The sequence below is a fragment of the Bradyrhizobium sp. AUGA SZCCT0158 genome (assembly GCF_018130065.1).
Lineage (GTDB): Bacteria > Pseudomonadota > Alphaproteobacteria > Rhizobiales > Xanthobacteraceae > Bradyrhizobium.
This window is the reverse complement of sequence record NZ_JAFCME010000011.1, coordinates 131248-146629: the sequence shown is the minus strand read 5'-3', so window position 1 is coordinate 146629 and position 15382 is coordinate 131248. Positions and strand designations below refer to the sequence as shown.

General features: G+C 64.0%; 14 protein-coding genes. 3 read left to right on the top strand and 11 right to left on the bottom strand.

Annotated elements, in window-relative coordinates; all coding sequences use genetic code 11:
• Positions 1 to 29: 29 nt before the first annotated feature.
• Together JQ574_RS17995 and JQ574_RS17990 are read right to left on the bottom strand one after the other, a co-directional pair.
• Positions 30 to 1169: a MaoC family dehydratase N-terminal domain-containing protein gene (locus tag JQ574_RS17995; protein WP_212207796.1), complete on the bottom strand. Its 1140-nt coding sequence runs from the start codon at positions 1167 to 1169 to the stop codon at positions 30 to 32.
• Positions 1170 to 1197: 28 nt separating this feature from the next.
• The gene (locus JQ574_RS17990; protein WP_212207795.1) at positions 1198 to 2757 is read right to left on the bottom strand and encodes an acyl-CoA synthetase; all 1560 of its coding nucleotides are present in this window, start codon (positions 2755 to 2757) and stop codon (positions 1198 to 1200) included.
• A gap of 110 nt (positions 2758 to 2867) precedes the next feature.
• Between JQ574_RS17990 and JQ574_RS17985 the strand changes: the two genes are divergently transcribed.
• Entirely contained in the window at positions 2868 to 3644 is a 777-nt protein-coding gene (locus tag JQ574_RS17985) for an IclR family transcriptional regulator (RefSeq protein ID WP_212207794.1), read from the top strand.
• 236 nt (positions 3645 to 3880) lie between these two features.
• Complete coding sequence (locus JQ574_RS17980; protein ID WP_212207793.1) at positions 3881 to 4156, top strand: DUF3303 domain-containing protein; 276 nt, start codon at positions 3881 to 3883, stop codon at positions 4154 to 4156.
• Between the two features lie 216 nt (positions 4157 to 4372).
• On the opposite strand, the gene JQ574_RS17975 is transcribed toward JQ574_RS17980, so the two are convergent.
• The 9 genes from JQ574_RS17975 to JQ574_RS17935 form a co-directional block, all read right to left on the bottom strand.
• On the bottom strand, positions 4373 to 4930 hold the full coding sequence (locus JQ574_RS17975) for a DinB family protein (protein WP_212207792.1): 558 nt from the start codon (positions 4928 to 4930) through the stop codon (positions 4373 to 4375).
• Between the two features lie 23 nt (positions 4931 to 4953).
• Positions 4954 to 5907, bottom strand: coding sequence for a VOC family protein (locus tag JQ574_RS17970; protein WP_212207791.1), 954 nt, complete (start codon positions 5905 to 5907; stop codon positions 4954 to 4956).
• Between the two features lie 133 nt (positions 5908 to 6040).
• On the bottom strand, positions 6041 to 7294 hold the full coding sequence (locus JQ574_RS17965; protein ID WP_212207790.1) for a serine hydrolase: 1254 nt from the start codon (positions 7292 to 7294) through the stop codon (positions 6041 to 6043).
• 111 nt (positions 7295 to 7405) lie between these two features.
• The gene (locus JQ574_RS17960) at positions 7406 to 8935 is read right to left on the bottom strand and encodes an ABC transporter substrate-binding protein (RefSeq protein WP_212207789.1); all 1530 of its coding nucleotides are present in this window, start codon (positions 8933 to 8935) and stop codon (positions 7406 to 7408) included.
• Positions 8936 to 8981: 46 nt separating this feature from the next.
• The gene (locus JQ574_RS17955) at positions 8982 to 9932 is read right to left on the bottom strand and encodes an ABC transporter ATP-binding protein (protein ID WP_212207788.1); all 951 of its coding nucleotides are present in this window, start codon (positions 9930 to 9932) and stop codon (positions 8982 to 8984) included.
• The gene (locus tag JQ574_RS17950) at positions 9929 to 10909 is read right to left on the bottom strand and encodes an ABC transporter ATP-binding protein (protein ID WP_212207787.1); all 981 of its coding nucleotides are present in this window, start codon (positions 10907 to 10909) and stop codon (positions 9929 to 9931) included. The genes JQ574_RS17955 and JQ574_RS17950 overlap by 4 nt, the downstream gene beginning before the upstream one ends.
• Positions 10906 to 11772, bottom strand: coding sequence for an ABC transporter permease (locus tag JQ574_RS17945; protein WP_212207786.1), 867 nt, complete (start codon positions 11770 to 11772; stop codon positions 10906 to 10908). The genes JQ574_RS17950 and JQ574_RS17945 overlap by 4 nt, the downstream gene beginning before the upstream one ends.
• Positions 11769 to 12686, bottom strand: coding sequence for an ABC transporter permease (locus JQ574_RS17940; RefSeq protein ID WP_192736646.1), 918 nt, complete (start codon positions 12684 to 12686; stop codon positions 11769 to 11771). Before JQ574_RS17940 ends, JQ574_RS17945 begins: the two co-directional genes overlap by 4 nt.
• A gap of 238 nt (positions 12687 to 12924) precedes the next feature.
• Entirely contained in the window at positions 12925 to 13809 is an 885-nt protein-coding gene (locus JQ574_RS17935) for a dihydrodipicolinate synthase family protein (protein ID WP_212207785.1), read from the bottom strand.
• Between the two features lie 144 nt (positions 13810 to 13953).
• On the opposite strand from JQ574_RS17935, the gene JQ574_RS17930 reads away from it, so the two are divergent.
• Entirely contained in the window at positions 13954 to 15366 is a 1413-nt protein-coding gene (locus JQ574_RS17930; RefSeq protein WP_212207825.1) for an FAD-binding oxidoreductase, read from the top strand.
• The last annotated feature ends 16 nt before the right edge of the window (positions 15367 to 15382 follow it).

Sequence of the window (15382 nt, the reverse complement as noted above, 5' to 3'; positions counted from 1 at the left end):
ACCGTTCTGTTGTCAGGAACGAAGCTTCTTCAGGAACGGCTTGGCAGTTCCACGATGCCGGTCCCCAGCACCGACACTTCATTGTCCTGGTTGTAGGCTTCCTGCTCGATCTCGACGAGGTGACGTCCGCCCTCGACGAACTTGCGCTTCACCTTGCCTCTGATGAACAGCATGTCGCCTTCGGGATTGTGCCGGCGGATCTTGCAGGTCGCACGGCGCAGGAAGCCGTCATCGCCCATCCAGTTGGTGAGATGGTGGGTGAGCCAGGAGCAGCGTTCCGGACCGTAATCGTAGGCGCCGGGCGCGCCGACTTCGAGCGCGAACTCCTCTTCCCAGTGCACGCGCTCGGGACAATCGGGAATGTTGAAGCGGTTGGGAATGCCGAGACCGCGATGGGCGTCCTGCAGCTTCCAGGCGAGCTTGTTGGCGCGGATGTAGAGGCCGCCCCACCCTTGCGCATAGGCGATGAAGCCGGTGACCGTCATCGGCCCCTTGAACATGACGGGCAGCGCCTCACCCTCGGTGACGTCCTGCCAGTAGCGCTTGCGCGAACCCTGAATCCGCTCCTCGGCATAGAGCTTGTAGGCGTCAGCCAGTTCCTGCTCGCTGTAACGGCGCGGCGCGCGGGCCTTGACCTCCTTGTACTTGGTGCCCTGCTCGCGCGCATGGTCGCGCTCGGTGCGGAAGCACCAGCTATCCGCCTCGGCGACGAGGTCGCCCTGCTGGTTGAAGAAGTCGACATGATAGGTCTGCTGGATCGCGCGGCCGGCAAAGCGCGTCTGGTGCTCGACGAGATCCTTCAGCTTGGCCTCGGTCGAAATCACGTCGTTGCGCCTGACCGCCTTGTGCCAGGTCCAGTCGGCGCCCGACCACATCGCGTGGACGCCGGGCAAACCGCCGACGTAACCCGACACGATGCGGCTGGTCGAGAACAGGAAGCTCGGCAGCGCGATGATGCCGCCATGGTTGGTCTTGGCGGCGTAATCAGGGTCGCACCACAGCGGATTGTCGTCGCCGATGCCGTGCGCATAATGGCGGATGTTGTCGCGCGTCGCCTCGTAGCACCAGGGCTCGGCGGTGACGCCGATGGAGACGCCGATGCGCTTGCGCAGATCGTCGAGGCCATCCTCGGTGATTTTCGGAAATCTGGTTTCGACGGTATCAAGCATTGACGTTCCTTCCTTCAGGCTTTTGCCTCTATCTCGCTTCTGATTTCGTGATGGCCTGCTCGCGGTCGCGCAGCACCTTGCGGTTGACCTTGCCGGCCGGCGTCTTGGGCAGTTCGGTGACGAAACTGACGACACGCGGATATTCGTGATGGCTGAGGCGCTGGCGCACGACGTCCTGGATCTCGTGCTGGAACGCTTCATCGCCGGCCCGGTCGGTGACGACGAAGGCCTTTACGACTTGTCCGCGCAGCGGATCGGCGACGCCGATGGCGGCCGCCTCGCGCACTTGCGGATGCTTCAGGATCGCATCCTCGATCTCGACGGCGCTCATGGTCCAGCCGGCGGAGATGATCACATCGTCGGCGCGGCCGCCGTGATAGAAATAACCGTCCTCATCGATGCGGCCGAGATCCTTGGTCGCGATCCACTGCCCGTGGCGCCAGACCTTCAGTTCGCCGGCGACGCCGGGCGGGCATTGCCGGCCCTCGGCATCATGGACTTCGACGCGTCCGCCGGGGATCGGCTTACCCAATGAACCGGGCTTGACGACGAAATCGCCGGCGCCGGGATAGCTCACCAGGATCACGCCGATCTCGGTGGTGCCGTACATGCTGCAGGCCGGCCGGCCAAAAACATGCTCGACGAACGAAGCGGTCTCGCTGTCGATCGGCTCGCCGGTGAAGGACAGTTTCTCGATCGCGTAGCGATAATTCGGCGCCGCGCCGGAATTTCGCATCATGCGATAATGGGTGGCGGCCGCCGAGATGTTGGTGAACTGGTGCTGCTGCAGCGCCGCCAGCAGCCGTTCCGGATTGAACTTGCCGGCATAGGCGCCAATGGTGATGCCGAGCGCCAGCGGCGCCAGCGTGCCGTGCCAGAGACCATGGCCCCACGCCGGCGACGACGGACAGATGAAACGATCGCCGGGTCGCAAACCGGTGCCGTAGAGCGCCGCCACCATCAGCGTCACGATCGAACGATGGGTGTGCTTGACCGCCTCGGGAAGCTCGCGCGTCGTCCCCGACGTGTACTGGAACAGCGCCAGCGCGTCGGCCGCCGTGTTTGATGTGAAGTGCGGCGAGAAGCCCTCAAGTCCTTTCAGGAACGCATCGTCGGCGACCACGATTTTCGCTTCGATGCCGTCCAGGCTCGGCGCCTTCTCGGCGTTCGTCACAATCAGCCGCGGCGTGCAATCGTTGACGCGCAGCTTGACGCCATCGGGTCCGAACAGCGTGAACAAGGGCACGGCGATGGCGCCCGCCTTCATCGTGCCGAACACCGCCACGTAGAACGCCCGCGACGGCTCCAGCATGATCGCGACGCGATCGCCGGGCTTGACACCCTCGCTTGCCAGATAATGCGCGAAGCGCGACGAGGCTTCCGAGATCTCGCGAAAGCTCAACAGTTCATCCGGCCCGTCGGCGTGAACGACAATGACAGCCGGATTGGAACGCCCGGCATGCCGGTCGATGCATTCATGGGCGATGTTCAGGCGTTCGCGATTGCCCGCGAACAATTCCCAGAGTCTGGCGGAGGAAAATTCCGCCTGCGCATCCGCGTAGCTCGTGAAGTGGGTCAGCTTGGTCATGGCGGCAAAATACCGAAGACAAGCTGATTGTCAAATAGCGTTTATAATTGTATATGTACAATTAGCACGGATCGTTGTTGCACCGCAATCACTGTTGTACAGAGACAATCATGCCGAATCCCAAATCGCCGCGAGTCCGCGCGGTACCCGCCGTCACCCGCGCCATCGCCATTCTCCGGCTGCTCAGCCGCAGCCGCGATCCACAGAGCCTCAAGGCAATAGCCGAAGCGCTCGATCTGGTGCCGAGCACCGCGCTGCATATTGCGCGCGCGCTGGTAGCCGAAGATCTGCTGCGGGTCGACCCGCTGACCAAGCGCTACAGTCTCGGTACCGGCATGTTGCCGCTGGCGCGCGCGGTGCTTGAGAACGCAGACTTTCCAAGCCTGGTGCGGCCCAAGCTCGATGATCTCTCGGCGCGCTATGGCGTGATGGCGATCGGCGTCGAGGTCCCGGATCTCGACCACATGATCGTGGTCACGCTGTCCCGCAGCCAGGCGCCGGTGCGCCTGCATGTCGATGTCGGGAGCCGGTTTCCGGCGCTGATCAGCGCCACGGGGCGATGCGTCGCCGCCTTTTGCGGGCAACCGCAGAAGGAGATCGAGAAGCGGTTTCGCCTGCTGCGCTGGCACAACGCGCCGAGCTACGATTCCTGGCGCAAGGAAGTCGAGCTGGTACGGCGCCAGGGTTTCAGCATCGATCGCGGCAATTATATTGACGGCGTCACGATCGTGGCGGTGCCGGTTCTGAACGGCCAGGGTACGATCTCGCATACGCTCGCGGCCGTTGGCCTCGGCAGCCAACTCGACCGTGCAAAATCGCTGGCGCTGGCGCACGACATGAGCGTCGTCGCACGCGAGGTGACGGAGCAGTTGTCGCCGCAGTCATAGGCGGCGCGAACCTGTCCACACAGCGGTCCCGGACATACCCCGATTTGCCGAATGTACGTCCCGCGCCAGAAGCGGAAATTACCTCCAGGTCAGTCTTTGACCCAAAACCGGCGTGCTTCAGAAATCCCACGCCGCCTTCTCCGACGCCCACTAATATCCCTATTCGTCGCCACCGATCAGTGGTTCACTTGATCCTGCCGTAAGGCATCTCGTGTTTTCTCAAAATGGAGATTGCAATGAAGTACATCTCACATTGGAAAATACCATCAAGCTCGATCGATGCTGCAATCAAAAAGTTTCTTGAGACGGGTGGTACGCCGCCTGAGGGCGTGAAAATGCTTGGCCGTTGGCACGGCATGAATGGCCAAGGATTCGCGATTTCCGAGAGCAATGACGCGAAGGCGATGTACGGATGGTACGCGCAATGGTCAAACGTGATGGAGATTACCGTGACGCCCTGTGTTGAGGATGCGGAGGCCGGGCCGATTCTGGCATCAATGGTCCAGCGCTAACCTGACACCTGCTTGCCTGACTAAATAGAAACTGGTGCATTTCAGGCTCAGTTTGATGCGCTTTAACGCCACCCATTAGCGAATGCATGGGTGGCGTTTGTGTTATTCCGTGACAGGCAGCTCGAATGTCGCTTGTTGGCACCTAGCCGACATAATCGTGGCACCCGCGCAACTGGCGCCGATCGTCTAATTTCGCGATCCACGTTCGTGACAAACTCAGCTGCGCCAGATTTTATCCTCGCTCCAACCGAGCTCGGCAAACTGCGCGGCGCGCAGCGGCGCTTCTTCCGCGGCAAAGAACTCGTCGAGCTGCGGCGGCTTGACAGCAGTCGCGCTCAACATCGCATGCGCCTGGCCGCGATGATGAATCTGGTGCTGGAACAGATGCAGCAGCAGCCGGTCCATCCGCTCATGTTGAATGCGACTGCCGCGGTGGACGTTGACGATGCGATCGAGATCTTCAGCGCCGAGGCGCTCGACGAAGGCGATCAACCGGCGGTCCATCTCGCCCTGCGCGTCGCGGAGAATGCTGACGGTTTCGCACGGCTCCTGGTTTGCCCAGGCCGCCGGCCCCAACGTGCCGCCTTCCAGGGCATCGATGTAGAAGCTGTCGATGATCAGGATGTGATTGAGGGTGGCGCGCAGGCTTGGAAAGAAGCCGGTGCGCGGCGCGGTGAAATCCGCCTGCGACAGCGCTGCACAGGCGGTCAGCAGGCGATGATTGGCCCAGCCATTGTTGTAGGCCATGGTACGGAAAGGAAGCACGGCATCCATCACATCTGCTCCCGCCTGATGGCTCAGACCTTGACGAGGCGCACGCGCGTGCCCCAGGGGTCGACGGCCTCGAGGCCGCCAGCAACAGACGCGACCTGGACGCCGGCCTGACGCAGGCGCTCTTCCTTTGCCGCGAACAAATCCGCCTTCTCGATCTCCAGCGAAAACCAGGCAAGGCCGGTGGCCGCGTCGTCACGGCGGCCGGCACCAGCACTTTGCCAGACGTTGAGACCGAGATGGTGATGGTAGCGCCCGGAGGACAGGAACGCAGCGCCGCTGCGCGCCCGTGTCGGATCGAAGCCGAGCGTGCCGCGGTAGAAGCCGTCGGCCTTGGCGAGATCGCCGACGCGCAGATGCATGTGGCCGATGCGCAAGCCGTCGGGCGCCTTTGCATAATCGCTGACGTTGGTATTGGTGAGCGAGACGAGATTGTCGATATCGAGCTGGTCGGTCCCCATCGTCACGGTGCCCTCGCTCCATTGCCAGAGCGAGGGATCGCGATCGGCATAGACCTCGATGCCATTGCCCTCGGGGTCGTCGAGGTAGACGGATTCGCTGACGCGGTGATCGGCAAAGCCCGACAGCGGCACGCGATGGATCGCGGCATTGACCAGCCAGCGCGCGAGATCCTTGCGCGTCGGCATCAGGAAGGCGGTGTGATAGAGCCCGGCTGCGTTGCGGGCTTCGTTCGCAGCATCCGGGCGCGCCTCGAGCACCAGCAGTTTCACCCCGCCGGCGCCGAGCACCGCGCCGGTGGCCGAGCGTTCCATCACGGCAAGGCCGAGCACGTCGCGGTAATAGTCCGCCACCACATCGAGCTTGCGGACCCGGATCGTCACCATGCCGATCCGCATCGGCGTGCGGTTGGCGAAAGTCGGCCCGCCGCCGCTACCGCCCTGCTCGGCGCGCGCCGCGGCCGCGAGTGAGGAGGCGCCGGCGAGATGCAGCAAGGTGCGGCGGGTCATATCGAGGTTCATGGTGAGCGCGTTGCCTGTTTCGAATGAGATGACGGCGGTCTATCACATTTTCGACCGGCGAACTGCCCGCCATCGCGCGCATTTCAATCACATCTGCGTCGGCGGAATGGCAGTCACCCGGAGGTTACCAGGCCTACCCGAGCGCGCGATAAATACCGCGCTCGAACTGCCGGTAGGCCACCAGCGCCTGTTTGTCGACGAAGGGCAGGATCTGCATCATGATCACGCCCGCAATCCGCTTTTTCGGGTCGATCCAGTAATAGGTGTTGTACAGGCCGGCCCAGGTGAGGCTGCCCGCCGCGCGGCCCTCGCGGACCGGATCGACATTGATCATGTGGCCGAGCCCCCAGCGCAGATGGACGCCCGGGAAAAAATCCACGTCATTTGAAAGCGCCGGATTGGCCGTCTTGAGAATTCCGGCTTCGATATTGCCGATCTGATTGGTCGACATCATTGCGACGGTATCCGGCCGCAACAGGCTTGCGCTGCGAAAACGTCCGCCGTTCAGCAACGCCTGCAGCAGGACCAGATAGTCCGGCGCGGTCGAATAGATGCCGCCGCCGCCGGAAAAGGCTGAGGTCGGGGCCAGCTTCTCGAACGGTTTTGGGACGAGCTTTCCGCTGGCCTCGCGCACATGCAGGCTGGCCTGGCGGGCACGCTGCTGCTCGGTGATGACAAAGCCCGTGTCGTTCATGCCGAGCGGGCCGGTGATGTGTTCACTGAAGTAGCGATCGATGGTTTGCCCGCTGGCGATCTCGACCAGCTGGCTGACATTGTCGATACTGCCGCCATAGGCCCATCGTGCCCCTGGCTCGAACATCAGCGGCCGGCGCGGCAGCGCCGGATCGGCCCGCGCCGCTTTCTGGTAGCGAACCACATTCGGATCCCACAGCGGGTAGCTGAAGCCGGACGTGTGCGTCAGCAGGTTTCGCAGCGTGATCGGCTTGTGCGCCGGCCGCATCTGCGGAACGCCTTTGGCATCGAAGCCCGCGAGGACCTGGGGCGCGGCGAGGGTCGGATCGATATTGGCGGCCGGCTCATCCAGTTTCAGTTTGCCGCGCTCGACCAGCTGCAATGCGGCCACCGACGTCAGCAATTTGACCATCGAGGCAATACGAAAAACCGTATCTGGTGACATTGGCATTGCGGCCGCGACGTTGCGCGCGCCGAATGCCCCTTGGTAGACGACCGAGGTTTCGTTCGCGGCCATCGCGACCACGCCGGGTATTTCCTTGGCGCCGATCTTCGCCAGCAATGCAGCGTCGATCGCCTCGCCGGAAACCGGCTTGCGGACAGGTGCGGCAAAACCCGCGTTAGAAACCAGGCCGGCCGCCGCAAGCCCCGCGCTCCGCACCAACGCATCACGCCGACTGAGCAATCCTGTCATCGTGTTCCCGAATGCCGCGCCGAGATTCGGGCATTCTAGACGCTTCGAAACCGATGACGCCAGTGGGCTAAACCGGCGCGGCGATGCCGCGCCGGGCTCGTTTGCTTCAGCCTACTTCCACTTCGCCAGATAGAAGCGCGGCAGCTCGTCCGAATAGGGGGTGAATTCGAGCTGCTTGGAATAGCCGTAGGTCGTCACATAGGTGTGCAGCGGCGTGAAATAGGCCTGCTGGGTGATGCGCTGGATCGCGGCCGAATAGGCCTTGTTGCGCACTTCAGCGTCATTGGTCGATCCGCCCTCGATCAGCCATTTCTGCACGTCCGGATCGCGCGCATAATCGTCGGCGCCGCCGTCAAAGAAGTTCGGCAGGAAGGCCGAGACGTCATTGATCGAATAGCTGCCCCAGGTGCCGAGATAGGCGCGCAGTTCCCCTGCCTTCGCGCGCTGTATCAGCGCGCCGACCTGGAGCTGGTTGAGCTTGGCGCGGATGCCGACCGCCATCAGATAGTTCTGAATCGCCGAGCCCCATTGCGGCAATATATAGCTGGCCAGATCGACTTCGAAGCCATCCGGATAGCCGGCTTCCGCGAGCAGCTGCTTCGCCTTGGCGGGATTGTAGTCGTAAAGCGTCGCGGCCTCGCCGTTGCAGCCGAATTGAGTCGGGAAGCAGGGAGCTCCCGGAACGCGGCTTCCGCCGGTGACGAGCTTGTCGGCAATCGTCTGCCGGTCGATCGCGTGCCAGATCGCCTGGCGCACCTTGAGCTTGGTCAAAGGATTGTCGGCGCCGGTGCGGCCGGCGGCGTCAAGCGCGAGATAGCCTACCCGCATTGACTCCTTGCGCACGGCCGCCAGATTCGGGAACTTGTTGACGCTATCGAACTGGTCGGGGTTCAGATTCCAGATCCAGTCCGCACGACCGGAGAGCAGTTCGGTCATTTCGGTGGCGGCATCCGGCACGAAGCGCACGCTCATCTTCTTGATCGCGGCTTTTCCCTTGGGGCTGCCGGCCCAATAATCCTCGAAGCGTTCGAAGTCGATGGAGACGCCCGACTCGACCTTGGTCATCTTGTAGGGGCCGGCGCCGACCGGCGCCTTGGCATAGGCTTCCGCACCGACCTTCTCGCGATAGGCCTTGGGGTAGATCGGGACAACCATCGCGAAATAATCCAGCGCCGCCGGCGTCGGCCGCTTGAGTTTGACGCGAACCGACATGTCGCCGGTCTTCTCCGCCTTGTCGATCCAGTTGTAGTTCGCCGGGGTCGACACCTTGCTCGCGGGATCGGATATGAGATTGAGCGTGTAGACGACGTCATCGGCGGTGAACGCGCTGCCGTCGTGGAATTTGACGCCGGGCCTGAGCGTAAACTCGATCGTGGTCGTATCCGGCAGCTTCCACTCGGTGGCGAGCAGCGGCTCGACCTTGAAGGTTTCGGGGTTGCGGTAGACCAACCCGTCCCAGCCCTGGTGGTGCATCACCACGCCGGTGCGCTCGTTGTTATAGTAGGGGTCGATGTTCGACAACGCGGCGCGCATCGTGATCCGCAACGTGTCGGCGGACTTCTGCGCCAGCGCCGGGGAAGCGCCGGCACCGACCAGTGCCGCCGCGAGGATCGCCGCACCAAATCTCAATTGCACGCCCATGCCGTCCTCCTTTGGTTCCGATCGCAAGACCGATTTCAAGCACACTCTATGCCAGATGGCACTCTACCATTCCCTGGGGCGCGCGGGCCATGGGCGTTGGTGCCACACGGCGGCAGCGCTCAACGGCGATGCCGCAGCGCGGGTTGAACCGGCAGCCCGGGGGAATATTGGCCGGATCCGGCATGGCGTCGCCGAGGCCGATATCGGGCACGCCCCGGCCCGGCTCCGGTGTCAGCACGCTTTGCAGCAACGCCTGCGTGTAGGGATGACCGGGCGCACGAAACAGGGCGTCGGTTTCGTTGCGCTCGACGAAACGACCGAGATACATCACCGCGACCTCGCTCGCGACATGCTCCACGACCGCCAGATTGTGGCTGATGAAAAGATAGGTCAGTCCGAGATCGCGGCGCAGATCGGCGAGCAAATTGAGGATTTGCGCCTGCACCGAAACGTCGAGCGCACTGGTCGGCTCGTCGCAGATCACGATCCGCGGCTCGAGCACCAGCGCACGGGCAATCGCCGCCCGCTGGCGCTGCCCGCCGGAGAGTTGCGAGGGCATGCGCTCGCCCATCGCCGCCGAAAGCCCGACGCGTTCCAGAATTTGAGCGACCCGGCGCTCGATTTCCGCGCGTGAGAAGGTGCCCTGGGCGGCGAGCGGCAGCGCGACGATGTCCTTGATGCGGTGCCGCGGATTGAGCGAGGCGAACGGATCCTGGAACACCGGCTGGATCAATCGCGCCCGCGCCTTGCGGTCGAGATCGAACAGGCGCTTGCCGTCGACCAACACGGTCCCCGCCGTCGGCTTCAGCAGCCCGAGGATCAGCCGCGCGAGGGTGGATTTTCCACACCCGGACTCGCCGACAATGCCGAGCACGCTGCCCGCCGGCACGCTGAAGGTAACGTCGTCGACCGCGATCACGCGCTTTTCCGCCGCGAACCAGCCGGCGTTGACCCGGAACTCGCACCGCAAATTCTGGACTTCGATCGCGACGCTCATGCGGGCTGCGGCTCCGAGAACTGCGGCGCGAGCCGGCACAGATAGTCGTGCGCGCCAGCTGCCTCGCGGCGCGGAATTTCGCGTTCGCAGCTGGCGTCGGCATGGGAACAGCGTGAGCGGAACGCGCAGCCTGCAAAGCCGGGTCCGATCGCCGGCACCACGCCCGGGATCGAGCCGAGCGGCCGGTCGCGCTGCACCCGGCCCGGCACCGGCACGCAGGACAAGAGGCCGCGCGTATAGGGGTGTTGGGGGCTGCGGAACAATTCCGCGGTCGGCGCGCGCTCGACCACCTCGCCCGCATACATCACCGACACGCGGTCGGCGACGCGGGCGACGATGCCGAGGTCATGGGTGATCAAGAGGATCGCAAGGCCGAGTTCGCGTTTCAAGGTCGCCAGCAGCCGCAGGATCTGCGCCTGCACGGTAACGTCGAGCGCGGTGGTCGGCTCGTCGGCGACCAGCAGTTCGGGATCGCACATCAGCGCCATCGCGATCATGACGCGTTGACGCAAGCCGCCGGAAAGCTGATGCGGAAACTGGCCGAGCCGCATCTCCGGCGCGGTGATACCGACGCGGCCCATCAGTTCGACCGCCCGCTCGAGCGCGGCGGTGCGCGAGCCGCCCTTGTGGCGGGTCAGCACCTCAGCCATTTGCGAGCCGATCGTAAAGGCCGGGTTGAGGCTGGTCATCGGCTCCTGGAAGATCATCGAGATCCGATTGCCGCGCAGGCGCGCCATCTCGCGGTCGGACAGCGAAAGGAGGTCGGTACCGGCAAAGCTCATGCGTTTGGCGGAGCGCCGGCCGCCGCGCGCGAGCAGGTTCATGATCGACAGCGCGGTCACCGATTTGCCGCAGCCGGATTCGCCGACCAGGCAATGCGTCTCGCCCTTCTCGACCTGAAACGAGGCGCCGCGTACCGCCGCGCTACGGCCGCCGAACATCACTTCGAGATCCTCGATGTCAAGCAATGCGCTCATCGCGACCGCTCCGAGCCGAGCAGATTGCGCAATCCGTCGCCGACCAGGTTGATGCCGAGCACCAGGATGAACAGCGCGACGCCGGGCACCATGATCACCCAGGCCGAAAAGAACATGTAATCCTTGCCCTCGGCGATCATCAGACCCCAGGACGGCAGCGGCGGCGGCACGCCGAGGCCGAGGAACGACAGCGCGGCCTCGAGCAGGATCGCGAGCGCCATTTCCAATGTTGCCACCACGGCAAGATGGCTCGCGATGTTCGGCAGGATCTCCCTGATCAGCAGATGCGAAGTCGAGGCGCCGGCGCAGCGGGCGGCATTGACGTAATCGAGGCTGCGGATCTGCATCGTGGTCGCGCGCGCCACCACCGCAAAACGGTCCCACAACAAAAGCCCGAGGGTTGCGACCACGAGGCCAAGGCCCGAGCCCATCAGCCCCACAACTGCGAGCGCGACCAGCACCACCGGGATCGACAGCCGCGTGGTGATGGCGAACAGCACGGCGTCGTCGATGCGGCCGCCGAAGAAGCCGCCGAGCACGCCGAGCGTGATGCCGATCAGTCCCGACGTGATGACCGTCATGATACCGATCAGCAGCGAAATGCGCGCGCCGTACACCAGCCGCGCCAGATAGTCGCGGCCGAGCTGATCGGTGCCGAGCAGATGCCCGGCCTGGGTGCCCTCCATCCAGAATGGCGGCTTGAGGCGGTTGCCGAGATCCTGGGTGAAGGGATCATGCGGCACCAGCTGATTGCCAATGATCGCGGCCACCGCGATGATGCCGACGATGACGATCCCGACCGTGAAGCCGGCCACGCCGACCCGCGACGTCAGGGGCGCATGGATTGCAATCGGTTCGCTCATCCGGTCCGGAGCCTCGGATCAAGCAGCGCGTTGAGGATGTCGGAAAGCAGCGTGAGGCCGATATAGATCGCCGCCAGCACCAGCACCACCGCTTGCACGACAGGAAAATCATTCTTGGCGATGCTCTCCCAGCCGAGATAGCCGACGCCATGCAGCGCAAACACCGTCTCGATGACGATGGAGCCGCCGAGCATGAAGCCAAGTTGCACCGCTGCGATCGACACCACGGGGATCGCGGCGTTGCGCAGCGCGTGCTTGAAGATGATGCGTGCGCGCGACAGGCCCTTGGCCCGCGCGGTGCGGATGTAGTCGGACGCCATCGCCTCGATCATGCCGGAGCGCGTCAGCCGTGTAAGGGCGGGGATTGCCGTAAAAGCGAGCACGATGCCCGGCATCACGAAGTGCTGCCAGGTTCCGGTGCCTGAGATCGGCAGGATGCCGAGATTGAGACCGAGCACGATCATCAGGATCAGTGCGAGCCAGAAGCTCGGGATCGCCTGCCCCACCATCGTGAACATGGTGACGCCGCGATCGAGCCAGGTATTCTCGCGGACCGCCGCCAGGATGCCGAGCGGGATCGAGATGATCAGAGCCAGGCTAAGGCCCACCAGGCCGAGCGTGAGCGTGATGGGCAGGCGCTTCGCGATCAGGTTGGAGACGCTGTCCTTGAAGAAATAGCTCTGGCCGAAATCGCCGACCATGGCGCGGCCGACCCAGGAGAAGAACTGGACGTAGAGCGGACGATCGAGACCATAGGCCTTGCGAATGATTTCGACGTCGGCCTGCGTCGCGGACGGGCCGGCGATTGAAATGGCAAGGTCACCGGACAGCCGCGTCAGCATGAATGCAAGCGTCATCACCGTGAGCGCGACCAGGAGGCCGAGACCGAGACGCCGGGCAATCAGAAGCAGCATCGAGACGTCCAATACCGAAACGCAACGAGAGTGTTCAGGTCGGTGTCCCCTACCCGAAGCGACCGCACGGTGTCATCAAACAGACCCTCCATGCAAGAGCACGACTTGCCACATGCAAGAGCCGCGCCGCGGCCACGAGCAAGAGCCGCGCCGCGCCGCGCGCAGGTTTCAGGGTGCGGCCTTGCCCGAGGCAGCTTAGAGCGTTGCGTACGTCACGTGAAACTTCGGCTTGAGACCTTCAGGCGACCTCCGGGCTCATCAGTGTCTCCAGCTTGGCCTTGAAAGCCGCGCCGTCAGCGCACTGGCGCAGCGGTGGACGCACCCGCAGCCAGCCGGCATCGCCGCTTTGCGCGGCGAGAATTGCCTTCAACGTCGAGGGGAACGACGGCCCGCTCGCCACGACGTCAATGGCGGCCTGCATGCGCGCTTCCGCCCCCGCGCCGTTGATCATGGCCTGAACCAGCCCAGGCACGACATTGCCCATCCCACAAATCGTTCCGGCACCGCCTTCTGCGATGGCGCGGGCGATATCGGCCTCGTTGCCGACCGTAATCGCAAGCTCGGGCGCGGCGGCACGAAACGCCTGGAATTGCCTGAAGTCGCCGCTTGAGTCCTTGAGACCGGCGACGATAACGCCGTAGCGCTTGCGCAGACTGGCCGCCACCGCGGCCGGCACGGCGACGCCGGACACTTGCGGGATGTGATAGAGCGTGGCGCGAAGGCGGTCGTCAGCCACGGCATCGAAAATCGCGGCGAACGAATCCTCGATTCCCTCCGGCGTGACGGCACGGTCGAAATAGGGCGGCAGGATCAGCACATGGTTCAAGCCCAGGCTCAGCGCCGAACGCGCCAGTGCAATGCTGTCGGTGATGGCGGGAAAGCCGCCGCCAAGCCCGATGCGCGACGCCGCCACGCCGGCCTTGAGCAACGCCTCGACGGTCGCGATCCGCTCGGCCACACCGAATGAGGTGCCCTCGCCGGTGGTGCCGAACAGCACAACGCCATCGACGCCTTTTTTGAAGAGGTCGAGGGCGTGCCCCGCGAGCTTCGCGTGATCCACGATCCCACCGGCCGTCAGCGGCGTGGGCGCAGCCGCCCAAAACCCGCGAATTGCTGCTGTCATGACCTCTCCCATTGCATCTGGACGCTTCAAGCGGCCTTCTTGACTTCTGTTGTACCTTACATACAAGAAGACCTCAACTCGGTATTGGGCAGGCCGCGCCGCCAAAAACGCATGGACGCGCGACGGACCAACAAAGGCTCCGCCATGGATGCGATGACGCGACCCGAACGACCGCTGGAGCTGCTCGGCGCCTTGCAGCTCAAACTCGGCCCGCAGGCGGTGCTGACCGGCGCCGAAATTCCCGCCCGAAATTGCAACGACTGGAGCGCGAGCCTGCCGCAAACACCGATCGCGGTGGTTCGGCCGCTGGACGCGGCCGGCGTATCTGAAACCATCGCGACATGCCGCAAGGCGCAGCTGCCGTTCGTGCCGCAAGGCGGATTGACCGGCCTGTGCGGCGGTGCCGCACCGGAGCCAGGCTGGGTCGCCATTTCGCTGGAGCGAATGGTCGGCATCGAAGAGATCGATCGCGCCAGCGCGACCATGACGGTGAAGGCCGGCACGCCGCTGGAGACGATTCAGAAAGCCGCAGATGAAGCCGGCTTGTTCTTTCCGCTGGATTTGGGATCACGCGGCTCCTGCGCGATCGGCGGCAATCTTTCCACCAATGCCGGCGGCAATCGCGTCATCCGTTACGGCATGACGCGCGAACTGGTGCTTGGCCTCGAAGTCGTGCTGCCGGACGGCACCATCGTCACCAACCTCAACAAGCTGCTGAAGAACAATGCCGGCTACGATCTGAAGCACCTCTTCATCGGCTCGGAAGGCACGCTCGGCATCATCACCCGCGTCGTATTGCGGCTGTTTCCGAAACCGCGCTCGACCATGGCGGCACTCTGCGCAGTTGCTGACTATGCTGCGGTGCTTGATCTGCTCGACGCGGCGCGTGGCGGGCTCGGCCCGCTTTTGTCTGCGTTCGAAGTGATGTGGCCGGACTATTGGGAGGTGATTACGGCACGGGCCGGCGTACGCTCGCCGGTCGGCACCGGTCATGGCCTCTATGTGCTGGTGGAGGCGCAAGGCACCGATGAGAGCATCGACGCGCCGCAGTTCGAAGCCTGGCTCGAAGGCCTGATGGCGCGCGAACTGCTGCTGGACGCCGCCGTCTCGCAATCGGTAGCCCAGACCAAGGCGTTCTGGGCGGTACGCGACATCTGTTCGGAATTCGGCCAGGTGCTCGGCCCGCACATTTCCTACGATATCGGGCTTGCGGTGGCGCGGATGGATGAGTTCGTCGGCCGCTGCAAGGCCGCGCTGACCACCGGCATTGCCGGATGCGAAAGCGTCTATTACGGCCATATCGGCGACGGCAATTTGCATCTGGTGTCCTGGGTCGCTGGGCTGCCGGTCGAGCGCCAGCCAAAGGAGGCAATGGACGCGATCATCTACGGCCTGGTGCGCGACATGGGTGGCAGCGTCTCCGCCGAACACGGCATCGGCACGATGAAGAAAAAATGGCTCGGCCATGCGCGCAGCGAACCGGAGATCGCGCTGATGCGCACGCTGAAGGCGGCGCTCGATCCCGATCATTTGCTTAATCCCGGAAAGGTGATCTGATCGGGCCGGAGGCACG

What these genes read in the sequence shown, in the direction of transcription:
- JQ574_RS17995 (WP_212207796.1), bottom strand. Translation starts at nt 1,169, where the DNA reads ATGCTTGATACCGTCGAAACCAGATTTCCGAAAATCACCGAGGATGGC.
- JQ574_RS17990 (WP_212207795.1), bottom strand. Translation starts at nt 2,757, where the DNA reads ATGACCAAGCTGACCCACTTCACGAGCTACGCGGATGCGCAGGCGGAA.
- JQ574_RS17985 (WP_212207794.1), top strand. Translation starts at nt 2,868, where the DNA reads ATGCCGAATCCCAAATCGCCGCGAGTCCGCGCGGTACCCGCCGTCACC.
- JQ574_RS17980 (WP_212207793.1), top strand. Translation starts at nt 3,881, where the DNA reads ATGAAGTACATCTCACATTGGAAAATACCATCAAGCTCGATCGATGCT.
- JQ574_RS17975 (WP_212207792.1), bottom strand. Translation starts at nt 4,930, where the DNA reads ATGGATGCCGTGCTTCCTTTCCGTACCATGGCCTACAACAATGGCTGG.
- JQ574_RS17970 (WP_212207791.1), bottom strand. Translation starts at nt 5,907, where the DNA reads ATGAACCTCGATATGACCCGCCGCACCTTGCTGCATCTCGCCGGCGCC.
- JQ574_RS17965 (WP_212207790.1), bottom strand. Translation starts at nt 7,294, where the DNA reads ATGACAGGATTGCTCAGTCGGCGTGATGCGTTGGTGCGGAGCGCGGGG.
- JQ574_RS17960 (WP_212207789.1), bottom strand. Translation starts at nt 8,935, where the DNA reads ATGGGCGTGCAATTGAGATTTGGTGCGGCGATCCTCGCGGCGGCACTG.
- JQ574_RS17955 (WP_212207788.1), bottom strand. Translation starts at nt 9,932, where the DNA reads ATGAGCGTCGCGATCGAAGTCCAGAATTTGCGGTGCGAGTTCCGGGTC.
- JQ574_RS17950 (WP_212207787.1), bottom strand. Translation starts at nt 10,909, where the DNA reads ATGAGCGCATTGCTTGACATCGAGGATCTCGAAGTGATGTTCGGCGGC.
- JQ574_RS17945 (WP_212207786.1), bottom strand. Translation starts at nt 11,772, where the DNA reads ATGAGCGAACCGATTGCAATCCATGCGCCCCTGACGTCGCGGGTCGGC.
- JQ574_RS17940 (WP_192736646.1), bottom strand. Translation starts at nt 12,686, where the DNA reads ATGCTGCTTCTGATTGCCCGGCGTCTCGGTCTCGGCCTCCTGGTCGCG.
- JQ574_RS17935 (WP_212207785.1), bottom strand. Translation starts at nt 13,809, where the DNA reads ATGACAGCAGCAATTCGCGGGTTTTGGGCGGCTGCGCCCACGCCGCTG.
- JQ574_RS17930 (WP_212207825.1), top strand. Translation starts at nt 13,954, where the DNA reads ATGGATGCGATGACGCGACCCGAACGACCGCTGGAGCTGCTCGGCGCC.